At 39.3% G+C, this 15,170-nt stretch carries 13 protein-coding genes and 1 riboswitch; of the genes, 6 read left to right on the top strand and 7 right to left on the bottom strand.

All coding sequences use genetic code 11. From position 1 onward, the window contains the following. The first annotated feature begins 5 nt into the window (after positions 1–5). The 5 genes from I5435_RS03805 to I5435_RS03825 are packed head-to-tail and all read left to right on the top strand — an operon-like array spanning position 6 to position 7,597. Positions 6–1,382, top strand: a complete 1,377-nt coding sequence (locus I5435_RS03805) for a hypothetical protein (protein WP_337983282.1) — start codon at positions 6–8, stop codon at positions 1,380–1,382. Positions 1,383–1,394: 12 nt separating this feature from the next. Next, positions 1,395–2,390, top strand: a complete 996-nt coding sequence (locus tag I5435_RS03810; RefSeq protein ID WP_337983283.1) for an AAA family ATPase — start codon at positions 1,395–1,397, stop codon at positions 2,388–2,390. Further along, positions 2,387–3,259, top strand: coding sequence for a DUF58 domain-containing protein (locus I5435_RS03815; RefSeq protein ID WP_024362232.1), 873 nt, complete (start codon positions 2,387–2,389; stop codon positions 3,257–3,259). Before I5435_RS03810 ends, I5435_RS03815 begins: the two co-directional genes overlap by 4 nt. An 11-nt stretch (positions 3,260–3,270) precedes the next feature. After that, a complete protein-coding gene (locus tag I5435_RS03820; protein WP_337983284.1) occupies positions 3,271–5,016 on the top strand; it encodes a vWA domain-containing protein in 1,746 nt (581 codons plus the stop codon). Then, positions 5,000–7,597 carry a VWA domain-containing protein gene (locus I5435_RS03825; protein WP_337983285.1) on the top strand — a complete coding sequence of 866 codons (2,598 nt, stop codon included), beginning with the start codon at positions 5,000–5,002 and terminating at the stop codon, positions 7,595–7,597. The genes I5435_RS03820 and I5435_RS03825 overlap by 17 nt, the downstream gene beginning before the upstream one ends. Positions 7,598–7,650: 53 nt before the next feature. Here I5435_RS03825 and thiW read toward each other — a convergent pair whose 3' ends face one another. From thiW to I5435_RS03860, 7 genes are all read right to left on the bottom strand, one after another. Beyond that, the gene (gene thiW / locus I5435_RS03830; protein ID WP_024362229.1) at positions 7,651–8,142 is read right to left on the bottom strand and encodes an energy coupling factor transporter S component ThiW; all 492 of its coding nucleotides are present in this window, start codon (positions 8,140–8,142) and stop codon (positions 7,651–7,653) included. A 121-nt stretch (positions 8,143–8,263) separates the two neighbouring features. Then, a riboswitch (TPP riboswitch) is annotated at positions 8,264–8,371 on the bottom strand. Between the two features lie 63 nt (positions 8,372–8,434). Further along, the gene (locus I5435_RS03835) at positions 8,435–9,631 is read right to left on the bottom strand and encodes an MFS transporter (RefSeq protein ID WP_025218723.1); all 1,197 of its coding nucleotides are present in this window, start codon (positions 9,629–9,631) and stop codon (positions 8,435–8,437) included. Positions 9,632–9,885: 254 nt separating this feature from the next. Beyond that, the gene (locus I5435_RS03840) at positions 9,886–10,959 is read right to left on the bottom strand and encodes an ABC transporter substrate-binding protein (protein WP_337983286.1); all 1,074 of its coding nucleotides are present in this window, start codon (positions 10,957–10,959) and stop codon (positions 9,886–9,888) included. After that, positions 10,956–11,753, bottom strand: a complete 798-nt coding sequence (locus I5435_RS03845; protein ID WP_024362226.1) for an ABC transporter permease — start codon at positions 11,751–11,753, stop codon at positions 10,956–10,958. The genes I5435_RS03840 and I5435_RS03845 overlap by 4 nt, the downstream gene beginning before the upstream one ends. Further along, complete coding sequence (locus I5435_RS03850) at positions 11,750–12,559, bottom strand: ABC transporter permease (protein WP_024362225.1); 810 nt, start codon at positions 12,557–12,559, stop codon at positions 11,750–11,752. The genes I5435_RS03845 and I5435_RS03850 overlap by 4 nt, the downstream gene beginning before the upstream one ends. Further along, positions 12,549–13,655 carry an ABC transporter ATP-binding protein gene (locus tag I5435_RS03855; RefSeq protein WP_024362224.1) on the bottom strand — a complete coding sequence of 369 codons (1,107 nt, stop codon included), beginning with the start codon at positions 13,653–13,655 and terminating at the stop codon, positions 12,549–12,551. Before I5435_RS03855 ends, I5435_RS03850 begins: the two co-directional genes overlap by 11 nt. Before the next feature lie 17 nt (positions 13,656–13,672). Further along, positions 13,673–14,215, bottom strand: a complete 543-nt coding sequence (locus tag I5435_RS03860; RefSeq protein ID WP_024362223.1) for a helix-turn-helix domain-containing protein — start codon at positions 14,213–14,215, stop codon at positions 13,673–13,675. Between the two features lie 404 nt (positions 14,216–14,619). Between I5435_RS03860 and I5435_RS03865 the strand changes: the two genes are divergently transcribed. Continuing rightward, a complete protein-coding gene (locus tag I5435_RS03865; protein WP_025218725.1) occupies positions 14,620–15,162 on the top strand; it encodes a peroxiredoxin in 543 nt (180 codons plus the stop codon). Positions 15,163–15,170: the final 8 nt, after the last annotated feature.

The raw sequence follows: 15,170 nt of genomic DNA on the forward strand, positions 1-15,170 counted from the left end.
ACAGCATGGAGCGTCGGAAGCAATTACGAAAATATATTCAGCGTGCACAACACAGTTTAACTTTTGAGAGAAGCCTACCTATTGCACAATACGGGTTGTTTTTAGCATTGCTTTCGAGTGCTTCACTTGTCCTCGTATCAAGATTATTTGTTTGGCCTTATTATCGTCAAATTGCTGTTGTTGTCTTTATACTTGGCCTATTTGCAACAATTGTTATGATGTGGTGGCGACGTGTCAAAGAAAAGGAAGCATTGTATGCACTTGACTATTATTTTTCACATAATGAACTTGTAACGGCACTGTCTTTTAAAAACGACGATGACCCACTGATCCAATCTTTACTTGCAAAGGCGATTCAAAAGTCAGAACAAGCATTTGCTCAGTTTAAAGCAAGAAAGAAAAATTTGTTTCGACCTAAAGCATTTATTGGCCTCTTTGCCACAGCTATTGTTTTAGCAATACTTTATATGTTCCCAGCGGCAACGCAAATTGAAGCGATTGAAGTGGAAAAAGAAAAGGCTGTGATTGAGGACATAAAAAAAGAAGTGGCGAAGTTAGAAAAAAAAGCTGAGACAAAAGAAGTGAAAGAGCAGCTAAAAGAATTACAAAATACGTTAAAAGAAACGCAAACAGCGGAAGAAGCATTACGAGAAGTCGTGAAAAAGCAGAAGGAATTAGCTTTAAAAGAACAGCAATTAAAAGATAAGCAGACAGCGAATAAAGATGGTGCTGGCGATAATAAAGCTTTATCACAAGAGGAACTCGAACAGTTGAAAGAGCTTGCCCAAATGCAGCAACAGCTTACACAAAGTGCAAATACAACGCAAACAGCGATGAGCAACTTAGGGAAACCAGCTAGTAATACATTGCAAAATGCCATTGCTAGTGCAAACAGCACAAATAATAATCAGCAAAACAGTGCAAATTCGAATCAACACTCTTCCGGTAACGCACAACCTAGTAGTCAACAAGGTCAAAATAATTCCCAGCAAGCAACAAGTAATGGCCAGTCACAAGGAAAGCAACCAAGCCAAGGACAGGGGCAAGATCAAGGTCAAGGACAAGGACAGGGTCAAGGTCAAGGAAGTGGTTCAGGTCTAGGAAAGGGTGCGGGGAGTGGTCAAGGAAGCCGAGATTTATTGACTACACCAAGGCTTGGCGGTTCTAGCGAAACGACTGTCGATAGTGGGCAATTAGGAGACGGTTCGCATGTTTCCGAGCAACAAGGTAATGGACCGATTACAAAAGGTACCATTAGACCGTATGATGAAGTGATTGGCTCCTATAAAGATAGCTATTTGGAAAGCTCACAGCGTTTACAATTGCCGAAGGATTTACAAAATGTCGTGCAATCTTATTTCACGACAATTGAGTCGCAGTAGGAGGAGAAAAAAATGGCATTTACAGAACAACAGTATGTCGAAATGGGTACGAAATTACAACAAGTAAAAGATGAAATTCATCGCTTTATTGTTGGACAAGAGGAAGCAATTGATTACACATTATATGCAGTCCTTGCAGATGGCCATGCACTGTTAGAGGGGCTTCCTGGTTTAGGGAAAACGATGCTTATTCGGACTATCTCTGAAGTGCTAGATTTATCGTTCTCACGTATTCAATTTACCCCAGATTTAATGCCTGCTGATATTACAGGAACAAGTATGATTGAGCGAACAGCAGATGGGAGACAGCAGTTTACATTCCAGCCAGGACCAATTTTTAGTCAAATGGTTTTAGCCGATGAAATTAACCGTGCTACACCTAAAACTCAAAGTGCGTTGCTTGAAGCGATGGGGGAAAAAACGGTAACGATTTTAGGAGATACGAAGAAAATGGCAAAACCATTTTTCGTCTTGGCAACACAAAACCCAATTGAAATGGAGGGTACATATCCTTTACCAGAAGCGCAAATGGACCGTTTCCTGTGCAAAATTCTCGTCCCATATCCAGAGAAAAATGAACTAATGGAAATTATGAAACGTACTACAGGTGCGCACGAAGTTAGCTTGCAAAAAGTGTTGGATACTGATGAACTAATTTTGGCACAACAAATGGTGAAGGAAGTACTAATTGCCGATGAGATGCTTGAGTTTGCAGCAGACCTTGTAGTGGCAACACATCCTGAAAAAGAAGATGCTATAGATGAAGTAAAGCGCTATGTCATGTATGGTAGCGGTCCACGTGGCTTACAAAGCTTAATTAAATTGGCAAAAGCTAGAGCACTGATGAGTGGACGTTTTCATGTATCTGTTGGGGATATTAAGTCAGTGGCGAAGCCCGTCTTACGTCACCGAATGCTGCTGAATTATGAAGGGGAGGCTTCAGGTAAGACAGCAGATGATGTGATAGACGTTATTTTAGAGAAAGTCCAACAAGGCGTAAGTCGATGACAAAAAATATTTTGCCCGAGGATTGGTTAGCGAAAATAAGTCGTTTCCAAGTGGCGACTGCCTCCAAATTGCGTGGCCAGCATAAAGGCTCGCATCGTTCGCAGCGCTTCGGGGCATCCCTCGATTTCTCTGATTTTCGCGAATATCATTTAGGTGATGATGTGCGACAAGTAGATTGGAACGTCTTTGCGAGAACCGATAAATATTTTATTAAACGTTTTTTAGATGAACAAGAAATGCGGGTGCATATTTTATTGGATGCAACAAAATCAATGGGTGAGCAAGTCAAATGGACATTTGCTCGGCAAATTGTTGCATCACTTGGTTTAATGGTACTTGGTCGTGATGATCGCTTATCATTTTCTTATGTGCAAGATGACGTGAAACCTCCATTTCGTCGTAAAGGGGCTATGTACCGTCGCGCATTTTTGCAAGTTGTTACAGATATAGAAGAAGCCAACTATACAGCAAGCTTTTCTCAAGGGGCATTAAAGGCTATACCAAAAGATAGCACAGTATTATTTATCGTAACAGATGGGCTTGAATCGATCGAGGAATGGGAACAGTTATTGAAAAGATTGCCTCGTTTTGCAGGAGATGTCCGCATTATACAAGTTGTCACAGAAGAAGAACTTCATCCGCAATATGCGGGAGATGTTCGTTTAGTGGATAGTGAAACAGGGCGTGATGTCAATGTCACGATGTCATCAAAAGTACTAGATACGTATGACACAAGGCGTCGCCTCCATGAAGAAGAGTTTGAAGCTATTTGCCGTCGCTTTGGTGTGCGTAAACTGCAGCTTAAGGTAGAAGACGGTTTGCAACATGCAATCTTTCAACAATTACTAAAAGCACATTGGATTAGGTGAGGTGAGCCGTTATGGGCTTTAGTCAAATTATTTTTAGCTGGACGGCCATCTTCCCGGTCATTGTCCTGCTCTATTATTTCTTCCGAAAAAAATATACCGATCAACCAGTGTCCTCAACACTTTTTTGGTCTGAAATTATGCAAGAAACAAGAGTTTCTCCATATTTAAAGCATTTACAAAAAAATGCATTACTGTATTTGCAATTGCTGGCATTACTTTTACTAGTGTTAACACTCATCAATCCTTATATGAAAAAAAGTACGATTGTGGGTGCACAGACGATTTTTATCGTGGATACATCAGCTACAATGTTAGCAGGGAAAGAGCAATCTACATTTGATGCTCATAAAAAAGAAATGCAATCATTGGTAGAACAGCTGGACGGACGACCTGTTACATTAATTACGACTGGCAATGCTCCACAAGCAGTGTTACAGCAAGAAACAAATGTAAAAACGATTGAAAAAACCATACAAGATTTACATGTAACATATGAAACTGCCCAAATGAATAAAGCGCTTGATGTGGCACAAGCTTTTGTTGGTGATAGTCCAACGTCAATTTATGTTTTCACAGATGCACTTGATAAAAAGCAATTACCGATGGAAAAGGAATCTGTGAAATGGCTTGTACACGGTTCTGCAAAAGATTTAACGAATGTTGCTATTACGCGCTTTGCTGCGACGACAGATGGTAAATCTACGATGGCGTTAGTGCAGCTCCAAAATGATACCGATAAAGAGCAAAAGCTAACACTTACACTACAAAATAGTAAAGGTGATGTACTAGTAGACGAACCTATTTCTTTGGCAGCAAACGAAGCAGTATCTAAATCATTTAAAGATTTACCATTAATGGATACGGTGACAGCTAAAATTAATGTAAAAGATGATTATGCGATTGATAATATTCAATCAGTCGTGTTACAAACGGCTACAGCGAATATTGTAGTCGATCAAAACATGCATCAGCTTATTCAAAAAGGGTTTCAAGCTATTAATGACAACGTAAAAATTGTACCGCCCTTGCAGCTTGCGGATAATCAAGGAGCTACCATTGTAACGAATCAAACATCATTACTTCAAAAGACGGAGAGACCCATTGTATTATTTGGGCGGGATGATATTGAAAAAGTAGATGTTAATGGTGAAGTAAAAACAACGAGCGATGCTTTATTTGCATTTAGTGAGTTAAATGATATTTATGTCAGTGCTTTATATCCTCCATTCGATGATTATAAAACAATCGCCACAGTTGGAGAAAAACCATTTATCCAACGAACACCTGAAGGGGATATTATCGTCCTTGCTGATATTGCAGATACAGATTGGCCACTCTATCCATCGTTTCCTTTATTTTTATGGAGTGTGGAACAGCAATTATCTGAATCGGTAGGTTCCCTTGGGATTTTTGCACCAAATGAGCAACGTTCAGTCGCGTTATCACAGGGTGATTGGAGTGTTTATTCTCAGGATGATGAATTTTTATCGACTATTACGAATGGCTTACTAACTGCTCCAATGAAGCCAGGTATGTATACAGCTCGCTCAAACAGTGAGGAAAAGCGTCTTATCGTGCAACTACAAGCACAGGAACGTGTAATAGAAGAAGGAACAAGCTATACGCTTGGAGAGCTTCAGCAAAATGGCAAGGAAGAAGTGTCGAAAGCTTCGTTTGTACCTTGGCTAATACTCATTATTTTAAGTTTGCTTGTCGCAGAGTGGGAGGTGCAACGACGTCGTGGATTTACGAATTGATATGCCATTAGCGTTATTGTTATTACTGCCATTGTTTATGTATTTTGGATGGACTTATTGGCGCGAGCGCAGGCGCCTGAAAAAAAGTCATCTAGTTGTACTGGGCATTCGAGTAATAGCCATCGTCTGTTTAGTTTTTGCATTGGCAGCACCTTATCTGTTATTGCCAGTAAAGGACGAGCAAGTATTATATTTAGTTGACCGCTCTGCTTCCATGAATCGTACAGAGGCAGAAATCGTTAGTTTTATAGAGGAAAGTTTGAAATCGAAAAAGGAAGATCAACTTGCAGGGATTTACTCATTTTCATCAACTCTCCAAACGGAAGCGATTTTATCAAAATCCTTAAAAGATGTTCCGAAATTTACTGAGGTTAAAGGAACAGACCAAACAAATATAGAACAAAGTCTTCAGCTTGCAACAGGTATTGTTGATCCGAAAAAGGCAACTAGACTTGTATTACTAACAGATGCCAATGAAACACAAGGCAATGCGTTAGAATTTGCCACGAAGCTAAAAGGCTCCAATATTAGTGTAGATGTCGTGCCGTTTCATCAAAATGTGACGAATGATGTGTCACTGAAAAGCTTTGTGACACCACAAATAGCTTACGTAGGTGAACAGCAACAGCTTGTGACGGAAGTCAATGCCACAGCGGCAGGGCAAGGTGAATTATTGCTGTACGAAAATGACAAACTGATTCATCGAGAGTCGGTGGAGCTTGCTCAAGGTTCCAATGTTTTTACTTATAAACATACGGCAACTGCAGAGGGGCTTGTGAAATATGAGGCGCTCGTGCAAGTTGGACAGGATGCTATTTTTGAAAATAATAAATTAACAAGTGTGACGATGGTACAAAGCGAGCCACATTTACTGATTGTCAATGGCTACGATACGGCATCACCAATTGCTGCAGCTCTAGGATCAAATTCAATTTCCTATGATGTTGTGGATGCAGCAAGCTTACCAAATGAACTGTCTAGTTATTTGCAATATAACGCGATTATTTTTGATAATGTTCCTGGACACTTAGTTGGAGAGGCGAAGATGAGCGTTATTGAACAGGCAGTGAAAAACTTTGGTGTTGGCTTTACAATGGTCGGCGGTGAAAATAGCTTCGGCTTGGGTGGTTATTTTAAAACACCGATTGAAACATTACTACCTGTTGAGATGGAGATAAAAGGCAAAGAACAATTGCCATCTTTAGGGCTCGTCATTGTACTTGACCGTTCAGGAAGTATGTATGGCTCAAAATTAGAGCTTGCGAAAGAAGCGGCGGCTCGATCTGTTGAAATGTTACGAGATGAAGATACGCTAGGATTTATCGCCTTTGATGATCGCCCTTGGGAAATCATCGAAACTGGACCATTAGGCAATAAAGAAGAAGCCGTCGATACGATTTTATCGGTTACGCCTGGTGGTGGTACAGAAATTTATCGTTCATTGGCAGCAGCCTATGATAGTTTAGCTGATTTAAAATTGCAAAGGAAACATATTATTTTACTTACAGATGGACAATCACAAGCTGGCAATTATGAGGATTTAATTGAAACGGGGAAAGAACAAGGAGTGACACTGTCAACTGTGGCGATTGGACAAGATGCTGATGGCAATCTTCTGCAAGGGCTAAGTGAAATGGGCAGTGGTCGCTTCTATGATGTCATCGATGAACAGACAATTCCTTCGATTTTATCACGTGAGACAGCGATGATTTCACGTACGTATATTGAAGACAATCCTTTCTATCCAACAATCTACAATGCATCTGGCTGGAATGCATTATTTGCGAATGGTGTGCCACAAATGAATGCCTACATTGGCACAACAGCGAAGCAGGGAGCTGCTGTTATAGCAGAAAGTGAGAAAGAAGATCCGGTATTAGCACAATGGCAATATGGACTTGGTAAAACTTTTGCTTTCACATCCGATTCAACGGGGAAATGGGCTGGTGACTGGGCAAGATGGCAGGAATGGGGAACATTTTGGCAAACCATTATATCGCAAATGCTACCAAGTTATAATGATGTCGCCTATGATGTACGTCTTGATACAGATGGTTCATTTATTATCACCGATCCGACAAATGAAGCAGCATTTTTAGATATTGTTGCTGTCGATGAAGCTGGTGAGGAGCTTGATATACAGCTTGAAACGCTATCTGCCTCGCAAGTACGCGCGGTTGTCCAAGCGAAGCCTGGTTTAATTTTCTTCCGCATCGCTGATGAAGAGCAGGCTATTTACCAAGCAGGTCTTAGTGTACCTTACAGTGCTGAATATGAATTACGTCCTGTGAATGAAACCGTTGTAGAGCAACTAACAAAGCAAACTGGCGGCTCAGTATTGAAAGAACCACAAGAAGTGTTCCGTGATTTCACAAACAAAGGAGCAGAGCGCCAAAGTATTGCGACATGGCTACTCTTAGCAGGGATGTTGCTATTCTTCTTGGATATTACGATTCGACGCTTTGGTTGGCGCTTTATAACAAGTCGCAGGCACAATGAAAAGCCTGTAGACGAAACAGCCGTGCAGGTGGAAAACACCAATGTTGCGCAGTTATTAAAAGGCATGAAAAAACGCTCATAATAAAAAGATGGCACATTGCGAAAAAAGCATGTGCCATCTTTTTTTGAACATAGCTACTTAGTAATAAGAATAGACGGTGCGGTTTTCCGAAGACTGCTCGCGATGATAATGCCGAGACATGCCCCAATCAAACTAGATGTCAAAAAGGCGGGCATAAAAAATAATGCAGCTACGGATGTTCCCATAAATAATTGCGCATAAGGTACAGCGATTAGTGAAGCAAGGATACCTGTGCCGAATACTTCACCAACTCCTGCTAGCCATTTCTTGCCGCTATATTTATAAGCAAAAGCAGCACATGCTGCACCGATGACACTTCCGGGAATCGCTAAAAGAGAGCCCGTGCCTGTTAGTATGCGAATAATGGCTGTTAGCAAAGCAACGATAATGGTAGGCACAGGCCCTAGTAAAATGGCACCGATAACGTTAATAGCATGTTGTACAGGATAGGCACGAGCAATCCCAGTTGGAATCGAGACAAATATGGAGCCTGCTACAGCAATAGCAACCAATAAAGCCATGATAGTTAGTTTTTGAATAGCCATGATAGTTCCTCCTTTATTTTATAGAACATGTGGAATTGTTGGTAAAACGACCTAATGGATGACAAAAAGACCGCTCCCTCTAAACAAAAGGAAGCGGTCTTGTATTTGATAATGACACAATAAGCAAGAGTCGCCACTTCCCTCCGCTAGTGTGAACTAGATCAGGTTCAAAGGGTCCGTATATGACCATATACGTCTCAGCCTTGTAAAGACTCCCCTAGTGGTAAACATGATATTAAATTTCTACTAATAAATGTAACATAACATCTATATTAGTCAACGCTATTTCACATTATTTCGAGTCAGGTTGCATAAGATGTGGCGCCTTTTTTAAAGTCCAAATAAGTGCTAAGAAGAAGCAGGCCATTAAAATAATTGCCCCGAAAATATAAGGACTATTTATATTCCAATCAAAAAGAACGCCTGCTAGTGCTGGCCCAATCATATTGCCGAGGCTCATATACGCATTATTAAGACCAGCGGCAAAGCCTTGCTCATTTTCAGCCAGTTTAGAAATTAATGTGTTAACGGCAGGGCGAATTAGTGTAGTGGCTGTTGAGAAAATCGTTGCAACAATTAATATTAGTGCAAAACCAGATACAAATAATATTGCATAAATTGCTACAGCCGCAATAAATAAATTGACTAACACAACTTTCATTTCACCAAAACGTTTAAAGAGTGGTGTAATGACAAACATTTGAACAATAACACCAAATGCACCACCTACAGTCAGCAAGATAGCAATATCGGCAGGCGTGTAATTAAACTTGTCCGTTACAAATAATGATAATGTCGTTTGAAAATTAGCGATGCCAAACGAGAATACTAGCATAATAATAAGCATGACAAAGTATGGCATTTTGACTGAACGTACCATCTGCTTTGCAAGATTTTCTTGTTTTTGAGCTTTCTGAGCTGCAGTGGGCTTTGTGGAAGGTAGTAAAAATACCGATAGAATAGAAGCAATAATAGCTGCTCCACCAGCCGTAAAGAATGGGAAATGCAAGCTAACTTTCGATAGAAACCCGCCAATACCAGGTCCAATCATAAAACCAAGAGACATGGCAGCTCCTAACATGCCCATTCCTTTTCCTCGTTCTTCATACGTTGTGACATCTGCCACAAACGCCATAATAGGCGGTGCAACAAAGGCTGAACCTAAACCACCTAAGAAACGGGCAACAAAAAGCATCCATACATCTGTAGATAAACCAAATGAAATTTGCCCAAGGCCAGTGACAATCAGACCAAAGATAATCAAATTTTTTCGACCATATCGATCTGAGAGATTCCCAGCAATTGGAGAAAAAACGAATTGTGCTAAGGCGAACGTTGCAATTAGCATGCCAAGAACTTGTCCTGCAGCTCCAAATATTTTTAAATACTCTGGCATAACAGGAATAATAATCCCAATACTCCCCATTGCGATAAACATATTAAACATTAAAATATACAACGCGGCCTTATTAGACTTCTGCTGGGTCATCGAATACCCCCCTTTATTTACTATTAAAACATTACTAAAGTCTATCATAAAGAAATAATGCTTGGCTATCAGATTATAGTCGTAGGTAGCTGTCATGGTTATGATACAAGTACAAGGCGACAGAATAAAGAAAATTGCCACTAAAAATCATCAATCGCCACCAATTGCCGTAGCGGACATCAACAGTCCCATCAAAAAAGTGTTAGATTGATGGCTGTCAATCTAACACTTTTTTGGCTTCGTTTCTTTCGTATTTATCGAATACTCATTTTAAATTCTAAAAATAATTCATTGTATTTCCCTAAATAATCGGGTCCTAGGTTTTTATAGACTTCTAACGTTTTGCGTTGTTCTTCTGAAGGGTAGAAGCGCTCATCAGCAATAACTTCTTCATCCATTAAGCTCATTGCTGCAGTATTTGGAGTAGAGTAGCCTACATAATCTGCATTTTGAGCTCCAGATTCCGCATTTAACATAAAGTTAATGAAAGCATGTGCGCCATCAATATTTTTCGAAGTTTTCGGGATTACCATATTATCAAACCACAAGTTCGAACCTTCTTCTGGCACAGCAAAGTCTAAATCTTCATTTTCTGATAGCATATCTGCGGCTTGACCAGACCAAGTGAGTGCGATGGCTGCTTCGTTATTAATCATAAGCGGTGTAATCTCATCACCAATAATCGCTTTGACGTTTGGTGCGAGTGTAATCAGTTTGTCTGTGGCCTGACGTAACTCTTGGTCATCTAACGAGTTCAGGGAGTGTCCAAGACTGTTCAAACCCATACCGATGACTTCACGTGCACCGTCTACTAAAAAGACTTTACGTTTTAAAGAAGGATCCCATAAGTCTTGCCATGAAGAGAAATCTAAGTTACCTACTAAATCCGGATTATAGACAATGCCAACTGTGCCCCAAAAATAAGGAACAGAGTATTTATTGTTATCATCAAATGGCAAATCTAAAAAATAAGGGTCGATATTTTTAAAGTTCGGGATTTTTGTTTTATCTAAAGGAAGTAATAAATGTTCTTCCTTCATTTTTTCAATCATGTACTCAGAGGGCACAGCAATATCGTATGCCGTCCCACCTTGCTTAATTTTCGTCATCATGGCCTCATTGGAATCAAATGTTTCGTAAATGACATGGATGCCTGTTTCTTTTTCAAATTGCTTTAGTAAATCGGGGTCTATATATTCGCCCCAGTTAAAAATAGTTAATGTATCTTTTCCACTTTTACCACCGGTAGCGCTCATTGCATCAGCCGCGTACACTAACAGGGCGGAGACGACAAGTATGGCGATGGTAGCTTGAATTAAAGACTTCATTGTTGTCCCTCCGTTCTTTTACTCGTACGACTTGTGAAGAAATAATAGCCGACTACTACTATAATTGTAACGAAGAATACTAAACCAGAAATGGCGTTCACTGTCAGAGAAATACCAGCACGTGCCATCGAGTAAATTTCAACAGATAAAGTACTAAAGCCATTTCCTGTCACGAAAAATGTTACAGCAAAGTCATCTAGTGAATACGTTAAAGCGAGAAAGAAACCAGCAAAAATCCCTGGTTGGATATACGGTAAAATAACGCGCATCATAACATCTTTTTTCGTTGCGCCAAGATCTAAAGCCGCATCAATTAACGACTTATTCATCTCTAATAATTTTGGTAAAACCATCAGTACAACAATAGGAACACTAAACGCGACATGGGCTAATAATACTGAAGCGAAGCCCAGTTTAATGCCTACCATTGTAAATAAAATTAAAAAGCTTGCACCGATAATAACATCTGGACTCACGATTAATACATTATTTAAGGAAAGCAGGGTATTGCGCATTTTCGAATCTTTTACTGTAACGATCCCGATTGCGCCTAGTGTGCCAATAATTGTGGAAATCAGTGCAGAAAGCAAAGCCACAATCACCGTATTAATTAAAATAACGAGTAATCTAGAATCCTCGAATACAGCTTTATAATGATCCAATGTGAAGGATTGGAAGTTTGTCATGGAATCCCCACTATTGAATGAGTAAAAGACTAAGTAAAAAATAGGAGCATACAGGACGATAAAAACAATCGCTAAATACACTTTTGCAGATGTGGACAGTTTGCTCATCGTACGCGACCTCCTTTATCCTTTTGACCCGTAATGAACATGATGATTACCATAAATAAAATTAAAAATACGGCAATCGTTGAACCCATGCCCCAATTTTGCGTTACAAGGAATTGTTGCTCAATTGCTGTACCGAGCGTAATAACGCGGTTTCCTGCAATTAAGCGCGTAATCATGAAAAGTGATAAAGCAGGGATGAAAACAACTTGAATTCCTGATTTAACACCGTCCATTGTTAGTGGCAGTACAACGCGACGGAATGTTGTAAAGGCTGAAGCACCTAAGTCACGAGCTGCGTAGACAAGGGTTGGGTTAAGACGATCCAACGAGTTGAAAATTGGTAAAATCATAAAGGGAATAAAAATATAAACGGATACGAAGACAAAGCTCATATCAGTAAATAGCATTTGCTTCGGATCAAAGCCGAATACTTCAATGGCTGCATTGATAGGACCATATAAACCGAATATCCCTATAAACGCATATGTTTTTAACAAAAGATTAATCCACGAAGGAATAATAATGAGCAATAGCCATAGCTGTTTGTGTTTGGTCTTCGTTAAAAAATAAGCTGTTGGGTATGAAATCAGCAATGTAAAGAAGGTGATTAAAAACGCATACCAAAACGAACTAAGTGTCATTTTTAAATAGACAGATGTAAAAAATGCTTTGTAGTTATTGAGCGTAAAATTGCCATGTAAATCTAGTAGGGAGTAGTAAACAACGAGGGCAATCGGCGCAATAACAAATAGTGCAATCCATAAAACGTATGGAAATAACGCTGATTTCGAAGTTTTAGTTTGCATCTTCGTCATCTCCATAGGATTCTAGACGTTTATCGAACTCTTCCTCAGTTTCATTTAGGCGCATTACATGAATGGCTTCTGGATCAAAGTCTAAACCTATTTCTGTCCCTACTTCAGCTTTCTTCAATGAATGGACAAGCCACTCATTACCAGCTTTATCGTAAGTGGAGAGCTCATAATGGACTCCACGGAATAATTGTGTATCAACCTTAACAATTAGTTTTCCTTTGTCGACTGTTGTGATTTCCAAATCTTCTGGACGAATAACAATATCGATTTTTTCATTTGGTTTCATTCCTTGGTCAACACATTCAAACACTTTCCCAGCAAACTCCACTTTAAAATCTTCTATCATAACGCCGTTAACAATATTTGATTCTCCGATAAAGTCGGCAACAAAACGGTTAATGGGTTCATCATAAATATCTACTGGTGTACCTGATTGTTGAATTTGCCCTTCGCTTAAGACAAATATTTCATCACTCATGGCAAGTGCCTCTTCTTGGTCGTGTGTGACAAATACAAATGTTTTACCAAGTCGTTGTTGTAATTCACGTAGTTCATACTGCATTTCTGTACGAAGTTTTAAATCAAGCGCAGAAAGAGGCTCGTCGAGTAAAATTACTTCTGGATCATTAACAATAGCTCGTGCAATTGCAACACGTTGACGCTGACCACCTGACATTTCAGAAATTTCTCGATTGCCATAGCCGGCTAAGTTGACAAATTTTAGCGCTTCTCCAACACGTTCTTTAATGTTATTTTCAGGAAGTTTTTTAATGCGTAATCCAAATGCTACATTTTCAAAAACATTTAGATGTGGAAATAACGCATAATCCTGAAATACTGTGTTCACTTGACGTTCATTTGCTGGAACAGTGTTAATTTTTTTATCGTGGAAAAACACATCGCCTGTAGTTGGTTCTGTGAAACCAGCAATAATGCGTAATATCGTTGTTTTACCGCAACCTGACGGACCAAGCAACGTATAGAACTTCCCTTTTTCAAGCTCTAAGTTAATATTTTTTAGGACGACTGTGCCGTCACTATATGATTTTGATACATTTTCAAAGCGGATAATAGAATTTGTTGTCATTGAAGCGCCTCCTTAAGCTATAAATAAGAATCCGTTGCGACGAGTAAAATTTTTGTTTCATCGTCATGGGCATTAAAAATTTGATGATGATCTGCCGCGTCAAAATAGAGCGCATTGCCTTCACTAGCTATATATTGTTCATTCCCTAAAACGAGACGAATACGCCCTTTGACAATATAAATAAATGTTTCTGATAGCGATGGTTCAAACTGTTTGAATTCGCCGTCAGCAGCAAGTGTCAAAAAGATGGGCTCCATTTCTTTCTCATTAGATGTAGGAATAAGCCATTGAATTTCATATTTTTTTTCTTCGTCTGTATAAGTCGATTGATCTTCCTCGGTGTAGACAACCTTTTGCTCAGGTGCATCATCATCGAAGAATTCCTTGGGCGTCGATCCTAAAACTTCTAATAATGAAAAAAGCGTTTCAATAGAAGGCGAATTCAAATCACGCTCTAGTTGTGAAATATAGCCTTTACTTAAATCTGTACGTTCTCCAAGCTCTTCTTGGGTAAGACCTTTTTTCAAACGAAGTGCTTTAATTTTTCCTCCAATTTGCATCCTTTCCCTCCTAGAAGAAGTTTAGCAATCATAAACTTTCAGAAAATGAAGTTTACTTTAACGAAACTTTTAGTTTACTAAAAACATTACTATTATACATAATAATGAAAAATTTGCAATCGTTTTGGAGGAAAAAATGCAGATGTATTTGAAAGAAAAGAAGCTTCTCTATTTTCGAGCAGTTTTTTGTGTTATTCTAGAATAAATTTACGAAAAGAAGCTAATAACTATAGTGTAGTGATGATTATTTATTGGGTATTTGACAAAAATTTGTCAGTACACTTGAAACGATTAGCGTGGCGAAGTGCACTTCGTTGAAAATCTGTGCTTTCTTTGCTATCGTAGAAGACGGTTCGCATGTGCGAATGGAATATAAAACTACATATTATTCGGAGGGATTTATAATGGCAGAACGCATGGTAGGTAAACAAGCCCCAGACTTCACAATGGAAGCAGTACTTCCAGACAAATCTTTTGGTAAAGTATCTTTAGAAGAAATTAAAGCACAAGACAAATGGACTGTACTGTTCTTCTACCCAATGGACTTCACTTTTGTATGTCCAACAGAAATTACTGCAATGAGCGATCGTTATGATGAGTTCGAAGACTTAGATGCAGAAGTAATCGGCGTTTCAACTGATACAATCCACACGCACTTAGCTTGGATTAACACAGATCGCACGCAAAATGGCCTTGGAGAATTAAAATACCCATTAGCAGCAGATACGAACCATGCGATTTCGAAAGAATATGGCGTTTTAATTGAAGAAGAAGGTATCGCACTACGCGGCTTATTCATCATTAATCCAGAAGGCGAATTAAAATATCAAACAGTATTCGATAATAATATTGGCCGTGATGTTGATGAAACTTTACGTGTATTACAAGCTCTACAAACTGGTGGTCTTTGCCCAGCAAACTGGCGCCCAGGTCAAGCAACTCTTTAATTGAATTG

Origin of the sequence: Lysinibacillus sp. C5.1, from assembly GCF_016350185.1 — a bacterium.
GTDB classification, from domain to species: Bacteria; Bacillota; Bacilli; order Bacillales_A; family Planococcaceae; genus Lysinibacillus; species Lysinibacillus sphaericus.

What these genes read in the sequence shown, in the direction of transcription:
- I5435_RS03840 (WP_337983286.1), bottom strand. Translation starts at nt 10,959, where the DNA reads ATGAAGTCTTTAATTCAAGCTACCATCGCCATACTTGTCGTCTCCGCC.
- I5435_RS03865 (WP_025218725.1), top strand. Translation starts at nt 14,620, where the DNA reads ATGGCAGAACGCATGGTAGGTAAACAAGCCCCAGACTTCACAATGGAA.
- I5435_RS03855 (WP_024362224.1), bottom strand. Translation starts at nt 13,655, where the DNA reads ATGACAACAAATTCTATTATCCGCTTTGAAAATGTATCAAAATCATAT.
- I5435_RS03805 (WP_337983282.1), top strand. Translation starts at nt 6, where the DNA reads ATGGAGCGTCGGAAGCAATTACGAAAATATATTCAGCGTGCACAACAC.
- I5435_RS03850 (WP_024362225.1), bottom strand. Translation starts at nt 12,559, where the DNA reads ATGCAAACTAAAACTTCGAAATCAGCGTTATTTCCATACGTTTTATGG.
- I5435_RS03835 (WP_025218723.1), bottom strand. Translation starts at nt 9,631, where the DNA reads ATGACCCAGCAGAAGTCTAATAAGGCCGCGTTGTATATTTTAATGTTT.
- I5435_RS03860 (WP_024362223.1), bottom strand. Translation starts at nt 14,215, where the DNA reads ATGCAAATTGGAGGAAAAATTAAAGCACTTCGTTTGAAAAAAGGTCTT.
- thiW (WP_024362229.1), bottom strand. Translation starts at nt 8,142, where the DNA reads ATGGCTATTCAAAAACTAACTATCATGGCTTTATTGGTTGCTATTGCT.
- I5435_RS03820 (WP_337983284.1), top strand. Translation starts at nt 3,271, where the DNA reads ATGGGCTTTAGTCAAATTATTTTTAGCTGGACGGCCATCTTCCCGGTC.
- I5435_RS03810 (WP_337983283.1), top strand. Translation starts at nt 1,395, where the DNA reads ATGGCATTTACAGAACAACAGTATGTCGAAATGGGTACGAAATTACAA.
- I5435_RS03845 (WP_024362226.1), bottom strand. Translation starts at nt 11,753, where the DNA reads ATGAGCAAACTGTCCACATCTGCAAAAGTGTATTTAGCGATTGTTTTT.
- I5435_RS03815 (WP_024362232.1), top strand. Translation starts at nt 2,387, where the DNA reads ATGACAAAAAATATTTTGCCCGAGGATTGGTTAGCGAAAATAAGTCGT.